The following is a 15,641-nucleotide window of genomic DNA, read 5'->3' as shown; positions in this document are numbered from 1 at the left end:
GCCCTGCAAGTTGCTCATTTAACTCAGCGACCCCGTCATTTTAATGCCATCTTTGTTCCGTCTCTTTTCCGTGTTGCCACTGTGGCTGCTCCATGGCCTGGGCGCGGCCATGGGCTGGGTGGCATTTCTGGCCTCTCCCATCTACCGCAGGCGCTTTCGGGCCAATGCGTCGCAGGCCGGCTACCGCTTCGGTGATGTGAGCGCCGCCGTGGGCGATGCAGGCCGCATGGTGGCCGAGTTGCCGCGCCTGTGGCTGGGGGCCCCGCTGCCGTTTCGCATCGAGGGCGGGGCCTGCGTGGAGGCGGCCTATGCCCAGGGCCGTGGCATCCTGTACCTCACGCCCCACCTGGGCTGCTTCGAGTTCTCGGCCCAGGCGGCCGCCCTGCGCTGGAGTGCCGACCACGGCCCCATCACCGTGCTCTACCGCCCTGCGCGCCAGCCTTGGCTCGCCAAGGTGATGGAGACGGCCCGCAACCGGCCCGGAATGCAGGCCGTGCCCACCAACCTCTCTGGCGTGCGCCAGATGATCAAGGCGCTGCGCCGGGGCGAGGCCGTGGGCCTGCTGCCTGACCAGGTGCCGCCACAGGGCCAGGGCCAGTGGAGCCCTTTCTTCGGCAAGGACGCCTACACCATGACGCTGGCCGTGCGCCTTGCCCACCAGACGGGCGCGGTGGTCGTCCTGGCGCGCTGCGAGCGCCTGTCCTGGGGCCGTGGCTACGTGGTGCATTTCGAACCCCTGCCCGCCGCACCGCTGGCGCAGGACGCCGACGCAGCACTGCTGCAGATCAACCAGGCCATGGAACATCTGATACGACAATCCCCAGGCCAGTACCTCTGGGGCTATGGCCGCTACAAGCAGCCCCGTGTGGAAGCCGCTGCCGCTGCTGCAACGCCTGCCGGAGGTGCCGCATGACCGGGCGCCTGGGGGTGTTGTTCATGCGCCTGCTGGCCTTGCTGCCGCTGCGCGTGCTGCGGGGCATGGGCTGGTTCATCGGCCAGGCGCTGTACCTGGTGGCGGCGCCGCGGCGCAAGGTGGCGCTGCGCAATCTGGCGCTGTGCTTTCCCGATGCCACCGAGGCCCAGCGGCGCCAGTGGGCGCGCGAAAGCTTCGTCGGTTTCTGCCAGACCTGGCTGGACCGCAGCTGGCTGTGGTTCGCCCCGCGCGAGGTGGTGCTGGACCGTGTGAAGCTGCAAGGCGCGCTGGACGAGTTGCTGGGGGACACGCCGACCATCATCTTTGCGCCGCATTTCTACGGCATGGATGCCGGAGGCTCCGCGCTCACCTTGCACACCGACCGGGCCTTCACCTCCATCTTCACGCCCCAGCCCGATCCGGCGGTGGATGTCTGGATCCGCAACGGGCGCCAGCGCTTTGGCAATGTGCGCATGCTCAACCGGGGCGATGGCGTCAAGCCCATCCTGAGCGGGCTGCGCAAGGGCGGCCTGCTGTACCTGTTGCCCGACATGGATTTCGGACGCAACGATTCGCTGTTCGTGCCCTTTTACGGCGTGACAGCAGCCACGGTGCCGTCGCTGTCGCGCTTCGCCCGGCTGGGGCGTGCCAAGGTGATCTCCATGGTCACGCGCATCACGCCCGCGGGCTATGTGGCCGAGCTGTCGCCCGCCTGGCCCGGATACCCCACCGACGACGCCGAGGCCGACACGGCGCTGATGAACCAGTACCTGCAGTCGTACATCGACGTGACGCCGGGGCAGTACTACTGGGTACACAAGCGCTTCAAGACCCGGCCCGAGGGCGAGCCTTCGATCTATTGAAGCGAAGCGGGGGCTCAGCCTCCGCGCAGAAAGCCCGCGAGCGCGCTCGCTACCCGATCCGGCTGCTCATGCACCACCCAGTGCGATGCGCCTTCGATCTTGTCGATCTGCAGTTGGGGAATCCAGCCCGGCAGGCCATCGAGCAGTCCGGGCAGCAAAGCGGGGTCGTCCATCGCCCAGACCACCAGGGTGGGCACCGACACGGTGAGCATGCTGTCGGGCAGGGTGATGTTGGCGATGGTGTTGTCGTCGCCTCGCGGCGGTCGCAGGGGGCTGGCGCGGTAATAGTTGCAGGCGCCGGTCAGGCCCTGCTGCCACAGGGTGCGGTATTGCGCGCGCACCCCGTCGGTCAACCACTGCGGCGCCCGGCCTTCGGGATCGTCGAAAAACGCGAACAGGCGCGCGAAATCATTCTCGGCCAGCAGGGCTTCGGCGTCCGGCCGGCACAGGAAATGCATGTACTGGCTGCTGGCCTGTTGCGCGGCGTTGTGCTGCAGTTCGCGCAGGAAGGTGCCGGGATGGGGTGAGTTGACGATGGCCAAGCGCTTCATGCGCTGCGGCTGTTGGTTGGCCAGATTCCAGGCTACTGCCCCGCCCCAGTCGTGGGCCACCAGGCATTCGAGCGGCTGGCCGGGGCTCACGATCTCGATCAGTGCCGCAAGATCCTGCACCAGGTGCTTGGCCCGGTAGGCATCGACGGCTGCGGGGCTGCTCGATTCGCCAAACCCGCGCAGATACGGGGCCACGCAGTGGTAGCCGCCGTTTTCGGGCAGCGCGAAGTGCGACAGCATGGCATCCCAGATGAAGGCGCCTTCGGGAAAGCCGTGCAGGAACAGCAGCACGGGCCGCCCGGCGGCGCCGCTTTCGCGGCAGTGCAGGGTCGTGCCGTGGGACAGGGGAATGGTGCGGTTGCTGATCATGGCGCTATTGCTATCGTTTGTGTAGCTGCCAGCGCGCATGGGTCCAGCACTGGCGTTCAATCTTCCTCGGGTTCCTGGTCGTCGGCGCTGTCGGCGTCCGGCGCAGGTTCGTCGCCCTGCGCCAGCTCGGCACCAGGCACCGGGTGTGCCCACTGCCACAGCAGTTGGGCCACCTCGTCTACCCCCTGCTTTTTGAGGGCAGAGAACATCTTGACGTCGCCGCCGCCGGCGTGCAGTCGCGTGATCGACAGTATCTTGGCCTGCTCTGCACGGGTAAGCTTGTCGGCCTTGGTGAGCACGATGAGGAACTTGAGCCCTTCCTCGACCCGGGGGCGCACCACTTCGAGCAGGGCTTCGTCGAGTTCGGTGAGGCCCAGGCGGGGGTCGCACAGCAGCACGATGCCCGTGAGGCCCGGGCGGCTGACCAGGTAATTGACCATCACCTGCTGCCAGCGCACCTTGTCCGAGCGCGAGACGGCGGCATAGCCGTAGCCCGGCAGATCGGCGAGCACGGCGTCCATCACACCCTGTTTTCCCAGAGAGAACAGGTTGATGTGCTGGGTGCGGCCGGGCTTCTTGGAGGCGAATGCAAGCTGTTTTTGCTGCGTGAGCGTGTTGATGCAGGTGGATTTACCGGCATTGGAACGGCCCACGAACGCAATCTCGGGCACCGTGATGGGGGGCAGGTGGTGCAGTTGCGCCGCCGTGGTCAGGAACCTGGCCGTGTGCATCCAACCCATGGCGACTTTGGCGTCGGGTGCGGGCGGGAGAGAGCCAGCAACTGGCGCAGAAGGAGTGGTCGTCATGGGGGGTTGAGGTGCTTGCGGGGCCTCATTGTAGAATCGTGCGGTTTCGCGCACATAAACACAGACCCTCGATATGAAGTTGCTCGCCTCTATGCTGATGGCTGCCGTGCTGGCAGTGCCCGCTTTCCCGGCTTTTTCTGCGGGCGAGACTCCCGCTGCGCCACCCAAGGCCGCCAAGCCCGACCTTGTCAAAGGCGAGGCCAGCTTCACTGCGGTGTGCGCTGCCTGCCACGGCGCGGACGGCAACTCGGCCATCGCTGCCAATCCCAAGCTGTCGCAGCAGCACCCCGAGTACCTGGTCAAGCAACTGCAGGAATTCAAGTCCGGCAAGCGCAACGATCCCGTGATGAAGGGCTTTGCCTCGGCCCTGTCCGACGAGGACATGAAGAACATCGCCTACTGGGTGACGGCCAAGGCGGCCAAGCCGGGCTTCGCCAAGGACAAGGCCTTGGTCTCCATGGGCGAGCGCATTTACCGCGGCGGCATTGCCGACCGCCAGATCGCGGCCTGTGCCGGCTGCCACAGCCCCAATGGCTCCGGCATCCCGGCCCAGTACCCGCGCCTGTCCGGCCAGCATGCCGACTACACCGCCACGCAGCTCGTCGCCTTCCGCGACGGCAAGCGCGGCAACAGCCTGCAGATGACGCAGGTGGCAGCCAAGCTGAACGACCGCGAGATCAAGGCCGTGGCGGATTACATCGCCGGCCTGCGTTGATGGATCGACTGATCGACTGATCGACTGATCTTTCTCAAGCAAGGCCCACACAGCGCGGGCCGACCGGAACCAACCGCCAATAACAAACCCAAAAAGGGCGGGTCCATCGAGCAGATGGTCCCGTCCTTTTTCTTTGCCTGCCCCATCGCCCCTCTTTCCTCCATGTCTGACAACACCCAAGGCGTTCGCGTCCAGTACGGCTCCAAGGCCTTGCGCGCCGTGATCGAGATGCTGTCTTCGATGCGCTTCGCGATCTCGCTGCTGACGGTGATCTGCATCGCCTCGGTGATCGGCACCGTGCTCAAGCAGCACGAGCCGGCGGCGAACTATGTGAACCAGTTCGGCCCCTTCTGGGCAGCGCTGTTCAGCGCCATTCAACTCAATGCGGTGTACAGCGCCTGGTGGTTCCTGCTGATCCTGGCGTTTCTGGTGCTGAGCACCTCGCTGTGCATCGCCCGCAACACGCCCAAGATCCTGGTGGACATCCGGGTGTACAAGGAAAACATCCGCGAGCAGAGTCTCAAGGCCTTCCACCACAAAGCCGAGGCCGATCTGCCCGAGGGCCCCGAGGCCGAGGCCAAGCGCATCGGCGCCCTGCTGGCCGGTGGCGGCTGGAAGGTGCGCCTGCAGCAGCGCGATACGCCGGCTGGCGCTGGCACGGGCTGGATGGTGGCGGCCAAGGCCGGCGCGGCCAACAAGATCGGCTACATCGCTGCGCACAGCGCCATCGTGCTGGTGTGCGTGGGCGGGCTGCTCGATGGGGACCTGATCGTGCGTGCGCAGATGCTGCTGGGCGGCAAGACGCCCTATACCGGTGGCGGACTGATCGCGGACGTGAAGCCCGAGCACCGGCTGTCCGAGCGCAACCCGACCTTTCGTGGCAACCTGCTGGTGGCCGAGGGCACGCAATCGAGCACGGCCCTCCTGAACCAGTCCGATGGCGTGTTGCTGCAGGACCTGCCGTTCGCCATCGAGCTCAAGAAATTCATCGTCGAGCACTATTCCACGGGCATGCCCAAGCTGTTTGCCAGCGAGATCGTCATCCACGACAAGGCCACGGGCGAGAAGACGCCGGCGCGCGTGGAGGTGAACCACCCGGCCAGCTACAAGGGCGTGGAGATCTACCAGTCGAGCTTCGACGACGGCGGCTCACACCTGAAGCTGCGCGCCGTGCCCATGGCGCCGGGCGCCAAGGCCTTCGACGTCGAAGGGGTGGTGGGTGATTCGACCCAACTGACCAACAAGGGCGGCGCGGCGGGCAGCGACACCATGACGCTGGAGTTCACGGCGCTGCGCACCATCAACGTCGAGAACTTCGGCGGTGCCGGCCCGGGCGCCACGGGTGTGGACGTGCGCAAGGTCGACCTGCGCGAGGCCGTGGAGTCGCGCCTGGGCGCCGCCAACAAGACCGTGACCAAGAAGGAACTGCGCAACGTGGGCCCGAGCGTGAGCTACAAGCTGCGCGATGCGGCAGGCCAGGCGCGCGAGTTCCACAACTACATGCTGCCCGTGGACACAGGCGATGGCGTGCCGGTGTACCTGCTGGGTGTGCGCGACATGCCGGCAGACCCGTTTCGCTACCTGCGGGTGCCTGCCGATGACCAGGGCGGGATGGACGGATTCCTGCGCCTGCGCGTGGCGCTGGCCGACCCGGCGGCGCGCGAACAGGCGGTGCGCAGCTATGTGGCGCAGGCCATCGATCCATCGCGGCCCGACGTGGGCGAGCAATTGGCGCAATCGGCCTTGCGCGCGCTGGCGCTGTTTGCCGGCAATGGCATCGTGGACGGCAAGCCCACGGGCGGGTTGCAGGCGATTTCCGACTTCATGGAATCCAACGTGCCGGAGGCCGAGCGGGGCCGCGCAGGCGAGGTGCTGATCCGCATCCTGAACGGCACCTTGTTCGAGCTGGCGCAACTGTCGCGCAAGAATGCGGGCCTGCAGCCCCTGCCGCCGGACGACAAGACGCGCGGCTTCATGACGCAGGCCGTGCTGTCGCTGAGCGATGCGCAGATCTACCCGGCGGCCATTGCCTTCGAACTCAAGGACTTCACGCAGGTGCAGGCCAGCGTGTTCCAGGTGGCCCGCGCGCCCGGCAGGAACATCGTCTACCTGGGCTGTGCCTTGCTCATTCTGGGCGTTTTTGCCATGCTCTACATCCGCGAACGCCGCATCTGGGTCTGGGTGGCGCCGCAGGGTGATAAGGCGCATGCCATGATGGCGCTCTCGACGAATCGCAAGACCATGGACGGCGACCGGGAGTTTGTAGAGCTCGCAGAAAAACTGATCGGGGCACCGCCCCTGCAAGGCAACCCATGAACACGGCCACCCGCAACACCACGATCACCCTGAACGAAGGGTTCTTCTCCCGCCGCAACTGGCTGGACTGGGCCTTTGCGGCCATCGTCGCTGTGGGGGCGCTGTATGCGCTGCAGCGCTATGGCAGCTTCATGGATGTGTACGAAAAGGGGATCCTGCTCGGGGCCATTCCCTCGACCATCTGGCTGGGCTGGTTCTGGCGCCCGCTGCGCACGCTGATGCTGGTGGTGACTGCGGTGGCGTTGATGGCCATCGGCCTGTACCAGGTCGATGGGGCGGGCAGCCTGGCGCGCGCCGACACGGTGTTCGGGCTCAAGTACTTCCTGTCGAGCCAGTCGGCCATTCTGTGGATGAGCATGCTGTTCTTCATGAGCACGGCGTTCTACTGGATTGGCATGTTCGCGCGTGGCGAGGGCCACACCATGAACCTGATCGGCTCGCGCCTGGCCTGGGTGGCGGTGGGCATGGCGCTGATCGGTACCCTGGTGCGCTGGTACGAGAGCTACCTGATCGGGCCCGACATCGGTCACATCCCGGTCAGCAACCTGTACGAGGTGTTCGTGCTGTTCTGCTGGATGACGGCTGCTTTCTATCTGTACTACGAAGCCCAGTACAAGACGCGCGCCCTGGGCGGCTTCGTGATGCTGGTGGTAAGCGCGGCCGTGGGCTTTTTGCTGTGGTACACGGTGGTGCGCGAGGCGCACGAGATCCAGCCGCTGGTGCCTGCGCTCAAGAGCTGGTGGATGAAGCTGCACGTGCCAGCCAACTTCATCGGCTACGGCACGTTCGCGCTGTCGGCCATGGTGGCATTTGCCTACCTGATCAAGCAGCAGGCCACGGAGACGCGCTGGTACAAGCTGGCGCCGCTGTGGCTGCTGGGCGTGGTGCTGTGTTTCGAGCCCATCGTGTTCCGCCAGGGCGCGACGGAGAACGGCGGCAGCTACTGGATGGTGTACTTCGGCATCTCGGCGCTGATCGTGGCCGGCATCCTGCTGGGGCGCAAGCGCATCGCCGAGCGCCTGCCTTCGTTCGAGATCCTGGACGATGTGATGTACAAGGCCATCGCCGTGGGCTTTGCGTTCTTCACCATTGCCACGGTGCTGGGCGCGCTGTGGGCGGCCGAGGCCTGGGGCGGCTACTGGAGCTGGGACCCCAAGGAGACCTGGGCGCTGATCGTCTGGCTCAACTACGCCGCCTGGCTGCACATGCGCCTCATGAAGGGCCTGCGTGGCACGGTGTCGGCCTGGTGGGCTCTGGTGGGCCTGGCGGTCACGACCTTCGCCTTCCTCGGGGTCAACATGTTTCTGAGCGGGCTGCACAGCTACGGTACGCTGTAGGACGAGCACGCGAGGCGCAGGATACGGGGAGCGGGTCCTGCAAAGATTGCATCCACGGTGTAACCTGATCCGTATTTGGAACGAACTAGGGGTGGTATCGCTCTACCCGTAGACGATTCCATCACCGCCTGACCGGAGCCCCACATGCCATTTCACTCCCGCGACTCGGGTTTCAACCACCCGCATTCCTCCGACATCACGCCGCGCGCAGCCTACGAAGGGCGCCGCGACATACTGCGCCTGATGGCCGGTGGTGCAGCCGGTGCGGCAATGGCCGCCTGGGCCGGCCGCGAAGCCCTGGCGCAGGCCCCCGCCCGGCCCGGCAAGCTGACAGCGCTGGCGGGCAGCAAATCGTCCGTGGCGGGCGCGGTGTCGATGGAGAAGGTGACCGACTACAAGGACGCCAGCACCTACAACAATTTCTACGAGTTCGGTACCGACAAGGCCGACCCGGCGCGCAATGCGCACACCCTCAAGACCTCGCCCTGGACAGTGGAAGTGGAGGGGCTGGTGAAGAAGCCGGGCAAGTACGGCATCGAAGACCTGCTCAAGCTGAGTGCGCAGGAAGAGCGCATCTACCGCCTGCGTTGCGTGGAGGGCTGGTCGATGGTGATCCCGTGGGTGGGTTACTCGCTGGCCGAACTCATCAAGCGGGTGGAACCGCAGGGCAGCGCCAAGTACGTGGAGTTCGTGACCCTGGCGGACAAGGCCACCATGCCTTTCGTGGGCTCGCGCGTGCTCGATTGGCCGTACGTGGAAGGCTTGCGCATGGACGAGGCCATGCACCCCCTGACCCTGCTGGCCTTCGGCATGTACGGCGAAGTGCTGCCCAACCAGAACGGCGCGCCGGTGCGCCTGGTGGTGCCATGGAAGTACGGCTTCAAGAGCGCCAAGAGCATTGTCAAGATCCGCTTCACGGACAAGGAACCGGGTACGGCCTGGAACAAGGCGGCGCAGCAGGAGTACGGCTTCTATTCAAACGTGAACCCAACGGTAGACCACCCCCGATGGAGCCAGGCGACCGAGCGGCGCATTGGCGAGGATGGGTTGTTCGCCAAGAAGCGCAAGACGCTGATGTTCAACGGCTACGAGGCCCAGGTCGGCCAGTTGTACGCGGGCATGGACCTCAAGAAATTTTTCTGAACCCGCCTGTGACCGACCCCTTCGCCGCCATGCGAAAGTTCCTGCTCCACCCCTTGGCCAAGCCTGTGGTGTTCGTGCTGTGCCTGCTGCCGCTGGCGTGGCTGGTGTATGCCACGGTGGCCAACCAACTGGGTGCGAATCCGGCCGAGGCGCTGATCCGCGCCACGGGCGACTGGACCCTGCGTGCGCTGTGCCTGGTGCTGGCGGTGACGCCTGTCCGCGTCATGACGTCCACACCCCAATTGGCGCGCTTTCGGCGCATGCTGGGGGTGTTCGTGTTCTTCTATGCGCTGCTGCACCTGCTGAGCTACAGCTGGTTCGACATGGGCTTCGAGGTAAACGACATTGCCGTGGATATTGCCAAGCGGCCTTTCATCCTGGTGGGTTTCCTGGCGTTCGTGCTGCTCTCCCTGATGGCGGCCACCTCGTTCAACCGCGCCATCCGCGCGCTGGGTGCCAAGCGCTGGCAGGTGCTGCACCGCACGGTGTATGCCGTGGCGGGCCTGGCGATCCTGCACTTCTTCTGGATGCGCGCTGGCAAGAACAACTTCGGCGAGGTGGCGGTGTACGCGGCCATCCTGGCGGTGCTGCTGGGCTGGCGGGTGTGGCAGGCCTTGCGCAAGCGGGCAGCCAAGGCGGCTGCCGGCATCGCAGCAGCGCGGCAAGGTGCCGCTGCGCAGCGCTAGCGGCGTCTCAGCCGACGGCACGCAGCGCGGGCCGCATCTGCCGGGTGACGGGGTCGATGAAGGCCGTGGGGATCTGGTAGGCGCGGTCGTCGAAGAGGTCGATGCCGCACATCAGGTTCTCCACCCAGTCGAAGAAGTCGTTGATGGCCTTCTTGCCCAGGATGGGCGCGCCATGCTGCGGCACGAGCATGGCAATGTCCAACTGCCGCGCCATGCGCACCCACAGCCGCAGGATCTTGTTGGAGACCATGTAGCGGCGGTGGAAGCCCTCCATGCGCGGAATGTGCGCAGCCAGATCGGTGACGGGAATGCCGGCTTCCGCACCCGAGGTCATCGATACGGCCAGGTCGCCCGTGAACAGGATGCGGCTGATGGGGTCGTAGAAGTGGAAATTGCCTTCGGAGTGCAGGAAATGCGCGGGCAGCAGCATCAGCTCGCTGCGGCCCAGCGGCAGCCGGCCGCCGCTGTCGGGCACGCCGATCACCCGGTTCTCGGTCTTGCCGACCTTGGTGAAATGGGGCGCGAAGCGCTCCCAGACGCGCGAGATCACCAGCGAGGCCTTGGTGCTGGTCATCCAGCGGTCCAGCGAGGCGATGATGTCCGGGTCGGCGTGCGAGGCGATCAGGTAGGACAGCTTGTGCGGAGGGAAGTGCTGGGTCATGCCCATGAACAGCTCGTTGAATGCGAGGTTGCCGCCGGGGTCGATGATGGCCCCGGTGCCGTCGTCGACGATCAGGAACTGGTTGGCCTGTACCGCCTGGCCATCCTCCTCGATCAGATCGGTGAACATCAGGCAGGCGTGGTTCTTGTCTCGGTACAGTTCGATGGCCATGGCAATGCTGCAGTGCAGTGAAAAACCGACTGTAGGACGGCACATGGTCAGGCGGCTTGATGGAAATCAAGCCATTGGCAATCAAGGGCCGGTGGATGCCCGGTTCCCGAAGACGGACGGGGTCAGCGTGCCGTAGAAGCGGGGGGCTGGGGCGCTGATGTGGCCGTCGAGGGAGCGGCGCCAGGCGTGAGGGTTTCGGGCAAGGTGGCGCGCTGCGCGGCCGCAGGACCGGAGGGCAGGAACAGCGGGCCGCGCTGACCGCAACCCGTGATGGCCGCCGCACTGGAAGCAAGGACAAGCGTCCTGACTAGAATTTGGGATGCTTTCAACATGCGCGAATTGTAATGACTGACCTTGAATTCCAGGACCATGCCGAGAAACTGCTGGCGGCCGTTGAGCGCAGTTGCGATGAACTCAATGACACCACGGACGCCGACATCGACAACCAGCGCTCGGGCGGCATGATCACGCTGAGTTTCGCGAACCGCAGCCAGATCGTCATCAACCTGCAAAAACCGCTGCACGAGGTGTGGATGGCTGCGAAGTCGGGTGGCTACCATTACAAGTTCGATGGCTCGGCCTGGCAGGACACCAAGGGGGGCGGCGAGTTCTTTGCGCGGCTGACCGAGGATGCGCGCACCCAGTCGGGGATGCCGCTGGCCTTTTCCGCCTGACGCGCGCGAACCAGCCGCGCGCAATGGAAAAGGGCCGCACGCGGCGGCCCTTGATCTCAAGCGGTGGCGCTCAGTTGCGGAACAGGTCGAGTATGCGGTTGCGCTCTTCCGTCGGTGGCGGCGCATGCGGCGCCACATCAGGTCCGCCGGTGGTGCGCTGCTGTTCCTCCAGTCCGACGCTGGCAATGCCTGCGTTGCGCGCATATTCCTCGTAGAACCATTCTCCACCGACGTTGACCACGCCGGGTGGCACGACCGGCTCGCTCACGGGAACGCCCTTGAGCGCGCGTTCCATGAAGCTGATCCACACCGGAAGGCTCAGGCCGCCGCCGGTTTCGCGGCTGCCCAGGTTGCGCGGCGTGTCGTAGCCGATCCAGGTCACTGCGGCGATGGTCGATTGGTAACCGGCAAACCAGGCGTCCACCGAATCGTTGGTGGTGCCCGTCTTGCCGCCGATGTCCGGGCGCTTCAGGGTGCCCTGCGCGCGTGCGGCCGTGCCGGAGCGGGTGACCTCCTGCAGCAGGCTGTTCATCACGAAGGCGTTGCGTGCGTCGATGGCGCGCGGCAGTTCGGACACGGCCGGTGGCGTGACTTCGGAAATGACGCGACCCTTGTGGTCGGTGACCTTGGCGATCAGCCAGGGGTTCACGCGGTAGCCGCCGTTGGCGAACACCGAGTAGGCCGAAGCCATCTGCAGCGGTGTGACCGAGCCTGCGCCCAGGGCCATGGTCAGGTAGGCGGGGTGCTTCTCGGCATCGAATCCAAAGCGCGATACCCATTCCTGCGCGGTCTTGGGGCCCACGGCCTGCAGGATGCGGATGGAGATCATGTTCTTGGACTTCGCAAGGCCCGTGCGCATGGTCATGGGGCCGTCGTACTTGCCGTCGTAGTTCTTGGGTTCCCATGGCTGGCCGCCGGTGGTGCCCGCGTCGAAGAACAGCGGGGCGTCGTTGATCACCGTAGCCGGGGTGAAGCCCTTTTCCAGCGCCGCCGAGTAGATGAACGGCTTGAAGCTGGAGCCGGGCTGGCGCCAGGCCTGGGCCGCATGGTTGAACTTGTTCTTGTCGAAGTCGAAGCCACCCACCAGCGCGCGGATGGAGCCGTTGCGCGGGTCGAGCGCCACGAAGGCGCCCTCGACCTCGGGCAACTGGGTGATCTCCCAGGCGCCCTTGGGGGTCTTGACCACGCGGATCACGGCGCCGCGGCGGATCTTGATATTGGGAGGTGCCTTGTCGCTCAGGCCGGACTGGGCGGGCTTGAGGCCGTCACCCGTGATCTCCAGATTGTCGCCATTGGCCCGGGCGGCAACGATCTTGCGCGGCCCGGCTTCCAGAACCACGGCCGCCAGCACGTCACCGTTGTCGGGGTGGTTGGCCAGGGCATCGTCCACAGCATCTTCGACTTCCTGAGCGGTGGTGGGCAGTGCCACGAATTTTTCGGGGCCGCGGTACTGCTGGCGGCGCTCGTAGTCCATGATGCCTCGGCGCAGTGCGGTGTAGGCGGCTTCCTGCTCCCCCGCATTCAGGGTGGTGTACACGTTCAGGCCCCGGGTGTAGGCCTCGTTGCCATACTGCGTGAAAATGAGCTGGCGCGCCATTTCGGCCACGTACTCGGCATGGATGCGGGTGGCATCCGGGCCGCTGCGGATCTTGAGGTCTTCCTTCTTGGCGGCGATGGCTTCCTGCGCGGTGATGAAGCCGTTTTCTTCCATGCGCTCGATGATGTACAGCTGGCGCGAGCGGGCACGCTTGGGGTTGCTGATGGGGTTGTAGGCTGAAGGCGCCTTGGGCAGGCCGGCTAGCATGGCTGCTTCGGCAATCGAAATGGATTTAAGTGGTTTGCCGAAGTAAGCCTCTGCAGCCGCAGAAAATCCATAGGCGCGGTTGCCCAGGTAAATCTGGTTCATGTAAATCTCAAGGATCTGGTCCTTGGTCAACATATGCTCCAGCTTGAATGTCAGTAATATTTCGTAAATTTTGCGAGTAAATGTTTTTTCTGAGGACAGATAAACATTGCGCGCCACCTGCATTGTGATAGTCGAAGCCCCTTGGCTTTTGACGCGGCCCAGATTGGCCAGAGCGGCGCGAATCACACCCTTGTAGTCCACACCCCCATGCTGGAAGAAGCGCGAATCTTCAATGGCCAGCACCGCGTCCTTCATGACCTTGGGGATCTCCTGGATGGGCGTGAGGTTGCGTCGCTCTTCGCCGAATTCACCCAGCAACGCGCCCTCGGAGGAGTAGACCCGCAGAGGCAGTTTGGGGCGGTAGTCCGCCAGATCGGAGATGTCCGGCAGGTTGGGGTAGGCCACCGACAGCGCCACCGCAATGGTCAGCAGCAGCCCGAGCACGCCCGCGACGGCGAGACCCGTGGTCCACAGCACGAAGCGAATCAACCAGCGAAGCCAGGTGGGGCGGGAGGGCGCGGAAGCGGCAGTCGAAGGGTCGGTTGGCTTTTGCTGAGAAGAAGAGGGCGGCGGCATATCGCTCCGATTGGTGGAGCCTGCATTATAAAAATGTCGGAGCCTCTTTCAGTGCAAACGACCAAAAGGCCCCGACCAACGGTCATGGCGGCCGCTTTGCGGTCTTGCAATTGCGCAGAAGCCACTCAGGAGATCGTGTGGTTTTGGCAACGCTTCGAACAGATCAGATGGGGAAAATTCTTTGCCGGTGAACTATCTTACTGATAGCATTCATGTGAAGTGTTAAGTTTTGTTGCGTCATTTAGACAAGTTACAGGGGACCCATCTTGATCTCAACGGGATCTTTGTTCAGTCGCCAGGCTGCGCCTCTGCTGGGTATCGACATCAGCTCATCCAGCGTCAAGTTGGTCGAGTTGGGGCGGGACAAGGCGGGAGGCCTGGTCCTTGAGCGCTGCGCCATCGAGCCGCTGGAACGCGGCTGGATCACCGATGGCAATATCGAAAAATTCGACGAAGTGGCGGAAGCCCTGCGTCGCCTCGTCAAGAAAAGCGGCACCCGCACCAAAAATGTGGCGCTCGCTTTACCGCCCTCGGCCGTGATCACCAAAAAGATCACGCTGCCTGGCGGCATGACCGAGCAGGAACTGGAAGTGCAGGTGGAGTCTGAAGCAAATCAGTACATTCCTTTCTCTCTGGACGAGGTGAGTCTGGACTTTTGTGTCATAGGACCCAGCAAGAGTTCCCCGGGTGATGTGGAAGTGCTCATTGCCGCATCCCGCAAGGAAAAAGTGCAGGACCGGCAGGGGCTGGCAGAAGCCGCCGGGCTCAAGCCGGTGGTGGTGGACATTGAATCGAATGCCTCCCGCTTGGCGGCCAGCCGCCTGATCGAAGCCTTGCCCAACAAGGGTACGGACGCCCTGGTGGCATTGTTCGAGGTGGGCGCCGTGACCACCAGCATGCAGGTCATTCGCAATGACGAGGTGGTGTATGACCGCGACCAGGCATTCGGCGGCGCGCAACTGACCCAATTGATTGTCCGGCAGTATGGTTTTTCGGTCGAAGAGGCCGAGAACAAGAAGCGCAACGGCGATCTGCCCGAGGATTACCAGGCAGCGGTGTTGCGGCCCTTTGTGGACAACATGGCCCAGGAAATCGCCCGGGCATTGCAATTCTTTTTCACCAGCACGCCGCACAACCGCATCGATCACATCGTGTTGGCGGGCGGTTCTGCTCCGCTGCCCGGCTTGACGGAAGCGGTCACCCAGCAAACAGGTTTCGCCTGCAGTCTGGCCAATCCTTTTGATGGCATGGAAATCGGAAGCTCGGTACGGCTCAAGAAGATGGTGCGCGAGGCGCCGTCCTATCTGACGTCGTGCGGCCTTGCCATGCGGAGGTTCCTGCAGTGATATTGATTAACTTACTCCCCCACCGGGAAGCCGCCAGAAAGCGCCGCCGCGAAGGATTTCAGGCGACGATGGTGGCTTCTGCCATCGTCGGCTTGCTGATCGCCGGGCTGATTTACTGGGTTCTGCAAACGCTGATTGCGGACCAGCAGGCCAAAAATGGGGTTCTCAAGGCTGAAATTCAGGTGCTTGAGGGCCAGATCAAGGAAATCGCCACGATCGAAGAAGAAATCGCTGCGCTGCGCGCCCGCCAGAAAGCCGTGGAAGATCTGCAGGCGGACCGCAATCTGCCGGTTCACTTGTTGACGGAGCTGGTCAAGCAACTGCCTGACGGGGTGTATGTGACAAGTTTGAAGCAGACCAACCAGTCGATCGAAATCAAGGGCGTTGCGCAGTCCAACGAGCGCATCTCGGAAATGCTGCGCAATCTTTCCAACAACACGCCCTGGTTGTCCAAGCCTGAGCTGGTTGAGATCGTGGCTAGCAACGTGGCGTTGACTCCACGCGATACCCGTCGGGTGGCGTCATTCAATCTGCGCTTCCAATTGGTGAAATCCAGCGAAGCCCGCAAGGCGATGGAAACAGCGGCAAGCTCTGCTAAAGGCTGACCC

At 64.2% G+C, this 15,641-nt stretch carries 15 protein-coding genes; 10 read left to right on the top strand and 5 right to left on the bottom strand.

The window, feature by feature from the left end:
• Window positions 1-43 precede the first annotated feature (43 nt).
• Window positions 44-913, top strand: a complete 870-nt coding sequence (locus ASE31_RS25915; RefSeq protein WP_057205147.1) for a lysophospholipid acyltransferase family protein — start codon at window positions 44-46, stop codon at window positions 911-913.
• The gene (locus ASE31_RS25910; protein ID WP_057205145.1) at window positions 910-1,776 is read left to right on the top strand and encodes a lysophospholipid acyltransferase family protein; all 867 of its coding nucleotides are present in this window, start codon (window positions 910-912) and stop codon (window positions 1,774-1,776) included. The genes ASE31_RS25915 and ASE31_RS25910 overlap by 4 nt, the downstream gene beginning before the upstream one ends.
• Window positions 1,777-1,790: 14 nt before the next feature.
• Here the strand turns inward: ASE31_RS25910 and ASE31_RS25905 are convergent, their stop codons facing one another.
• Complete coding sequence (locus ASE31_RS25905; RefSeq protein WP_057205143.1) at window positions 1,791-2,696, bottom strand: alpha/beta fold hydrolase; 906 nt, start codon at window positions 2,694-2,696, stop codon at window positions 1,791-1,793.
• Window positions 2,697-2,752: 56 nt separating this feature from the next.
• Window positions 2,753-3,502: a ribosome biogenesis GTP-binding protein YihA/YsxC gene (yihA, locus tag ASE31_RS25900; RefSeq protein ID WP_057205140.1), complete on the bottom strand. Its 750-nt coding sequence runs from the start codon at window positions 3,500-3,502 to the stop codon at window positions 2,753-2,755.
• Window positions 3,503-3,575: 73 nt separating this feature from the next.
• On the opposite strand from yihA, the gene ASE31_RS25895 reads away from it, so the two are divergent.
• The 5 genes from ASE31_RS25895 to ASE31_RS25875 all read left to right on the top strand — a co-directional run bounded on the left by ASE31_RS25895 (window position 3,576) and on the right by ASE31_RS25875 (window position 9,699).
• Window positions 3,576-4,217 carry a cytochrome c gene (locus tag ASE31_RS25895; protein WP_057205138.1) on the top strand — a complete coding sequence of 214 codons (642 nt, stop codon included), beginning with the start codon at window positions 3,576-3,578 and terminating at the stop codon, window positions 4,215-4,217.
• Window positions 4,218-4,379: 162 nt separating this feature from the next.
• Complete coding sequence (locus ASE31_RS25890) at window positions 4,380-6,533, top strand: cytochrome c biogenesis protein ResB (RefSeq protein ID WP_057205136.1); 2,154 nt, start codon at window positions 4,380-4,382, stop codon at window positions 6,531-6,533.
• Window positions 6,530-7,870: a c-type cytochrome biogenesis protein CcsB gene (gene ccsB, locus ASE31_RS25885; protein ID WP_057205133.1), complete on the top strand. Its 1,341-nt coding sequence runs from the start codon at window positions 6,530-6,532 to the stop codon at window positions 7,868-7,870. The genes ASE31_RS25890 and ccsB overlap by 4 nt, the downstream gene beginning before the upstream one ends.
• Before the next feature lie 144 nt (window positions 7,871-8,014).
• Window positions 8,015-9,013 (top strand): protein-methionine-sulfoxide reductase catalytic subunit MsrP, encoded by a 999-nt coding sequence (gene msrP / locus ASE31_RS25880; RefSeq protein WP_057205132.1) that lies wholly within the window; start codon window positions 8,015-8,017, stop codon window positions 9,011-9,013.
• A gap of 29 nt (window positions 9,014-9,042) precedes the next feature.
• Window positions 9,043-9,699, top strand: a complete 657-nt coding sequence (locus tag ASE31_RS25875; RefSeq protein WP_057205261.1) for a sulfite oxidase heme-binding subunit YedZ — start codon at window positions 9,043-9,045, stop codon at window positions 9,697-9,699.
• Between the two features lie 7 nt (window positions 9,700-9,706).
• Here ASE31_RS25875 and ASE31_RS25870 read toward each other — a convergent pair whose 3' ends face one another.
• Window positions 9,707-10,531 carry an MBL fold metallo-hydrolase gene (locus ASE31_RS25870; protein WP_057205129.1) on the bottom strand — a complete coding sequence of 275 codons (825 nt, stop codon included), beginning with the start codon at window positions 10,529-10,531 and terminating at the stop codon, window positions 9,707-9,709.
• Between the two features lie 122 nt (window positions 10,532-10,653).
• Window positions 10,654-10,863, bottom strand: coding sequence for a lipoprotein (locus ASE31_RS31265; RefSeq protein WP_082604374.1), 210 nt, complete (start codon window positions 10,861-10,863; stop codon window positions 10,654-10,656).
• Window positions 10,864-10,875: 12 nt separating this feature from the next.
• Between ASE31_RS31265 and cyaY the strand changes: the two genes are divergently transcribed.
• On the top strand, window positions 10,876-11,205 hold the full coding sequence (cyaY, locus tag ASE31_RS25865) for an iron donor protein CyaY (protein ID WP_057205126.1): 330 nt from the start codon (window positions 10,876-10,878) through the stop codon (window positions 11,203-11,205).
• Between the two features lie 70 nt (window positions 11,206-11,275).
• On the opposite strand, the gene ASE31_RS25860 is transcribed toward cyaY, so the two are convergent.
• Complete coding sequence (locus ASE31_RS25860; protein ID WP_057205124.1) at window positions 11,276-13,687, bottom strand: penicillin-binding protein 1A; 2,412 nt, start codon at window positions 13,685-13,687, stop codon at window positions 11,276-11,278.
• A gap of 266 nt (window positions 13,688-13,953) precedes the next feature.
• Between ASE31_RS25860 and ASE31_RS25855 the strand changes: the two genes are divergently transcribed.
• A complete protein-coding gene (locus ASE31_RS25855; RefSeq protein WP_057205121.1) occupies window positions 13,954-15,033 on the top strand; it encodes a pilus assembly protein PilM in 1,080 nt (359 codons plus the stop codon).
• Window positions 15,030-15,638 (top strand): PilN domain-containing protein, encoded by a 609-nt coding sequence (locus tag ASE31_RS25850; RefSeq protein WP_057205118.1) that lies wholly within the window; start codon window positions 15,030-15,032, stop codon window positions 15,636-15,638. The genes ASE31_RS25855 and ASE31_RS25850 overlap by 4 nt, the downstream gene beginning before the upstream one ends.
• Window positions 15,639-15,641: the final 3 nt, after the last annotated feature.

Source organism: Acidovorax sp. Root217, assembly GCF_001428645.1.
Lineage (GTDB): Bacteria > Pseudomonadota > Gammaproteobacteria > Burkholderiales > Burkholderiaceae_C > Acidovorax.
The sequence above is the reverse complement of the archived record's forward strand: the minus strand, read 5'-3'. Positions and strand labels throughout refer to the sequence as shown.

Excerpts from the sequence above, each read along its gene's own strand:
- ASE31_RS25915 (WP_057205147.1), top strand. The coding sequence starts at position 44 with ATGCCATCTTTGTTCCGTCTCTTTTCCGTGTTGCCACTGTGGCTGCTC.
- ASE31_RS25910 (WP_057205145.1), top strand. The coding sequence starts at position 910 with ATGACCGGGCGCCTGGGGGTGTTGTTCATGCGCCTGCTGGCCTTGCTG.
- ASE31_RS25905 (WP_057205143.1), bottom strand. The coding sequence starts at position 2,696 with ATGATCAGCAACCGCACCATTCCCCTGTCCCACGGCACGACCCTGCAC.
- yihA (WP_057205140.1), bottom strand. The coding sequence starts at position 3,502 with ATGACGACCACTCCTTCTGCGCCAGTTGCTGGCTCTCTCCCGCCCGCA.
- ASE31_RS25895 (WP_057205138.1), top strand. The coding sequence starts at position 3,576 with ATGAAGTTGCTCGCCTCTATGCTGATGGCTGCCGTGCTGGCAGTGCCC.
- ASE31_RS25890 (WP_057205136.1), top strand. The coding sequence starts at position 4,380 with ATGTCTGACAACACCCAAGGCGTTCGCGTCCAGTACGGCTCCAAGGCC.
- ccsB (WP_057205133.1), top strand. The coding sequence starts at position 6,530 with ATGAACACGGCCACCCGCAACACCACGATCACCCTGAACGAAGGGTTC.
- msrP (WP_057205132.1), top strand. The coding sequence starts at position 8,015 with ATGCCATTTCACTCCCGCGACTCGGGTTTCAACCACCCGCATTCCTCC.
- ASE31_RS25875 (WP_057205261.1), top strand. The coding sequence starts at position 9,043 with ATGCGAAAGTTCCTGCTCCACCCCTTGGCCAAGCCTGTGGTGTTCGTG.
- ASE31_RS25870 (WP_057205129.1), bottom strand. The coding sequence starts at position 10,531 with ATGGCCATCGAACTGTACCGAGACAAGAACCACGCCTGCCTGATGTTC.
- ASE31_RS31265 (WP_082604374.1), bottom strand. The coding sequence starts at position 10,863 with ATGTTGAAAGCATCCCAAATTCTAGTCAGGACGCTTGTCCTTGCTTCC.
- cyaY (WP_057205126.1), top strand. The coding sequence starts at position 10,876 with ATGACTGACCTTGAATTCCAGGACCATGCCGAGAAACTGCTGGCGGCC.
- ASE31_RS25860 (WP_057205124.1), bottom strand. The coding sequence starts at position 13,687 with ATGCCGCCGCCCTCTTCTTCTCAGCAAAAGCCAACCGACCCTTCGACT.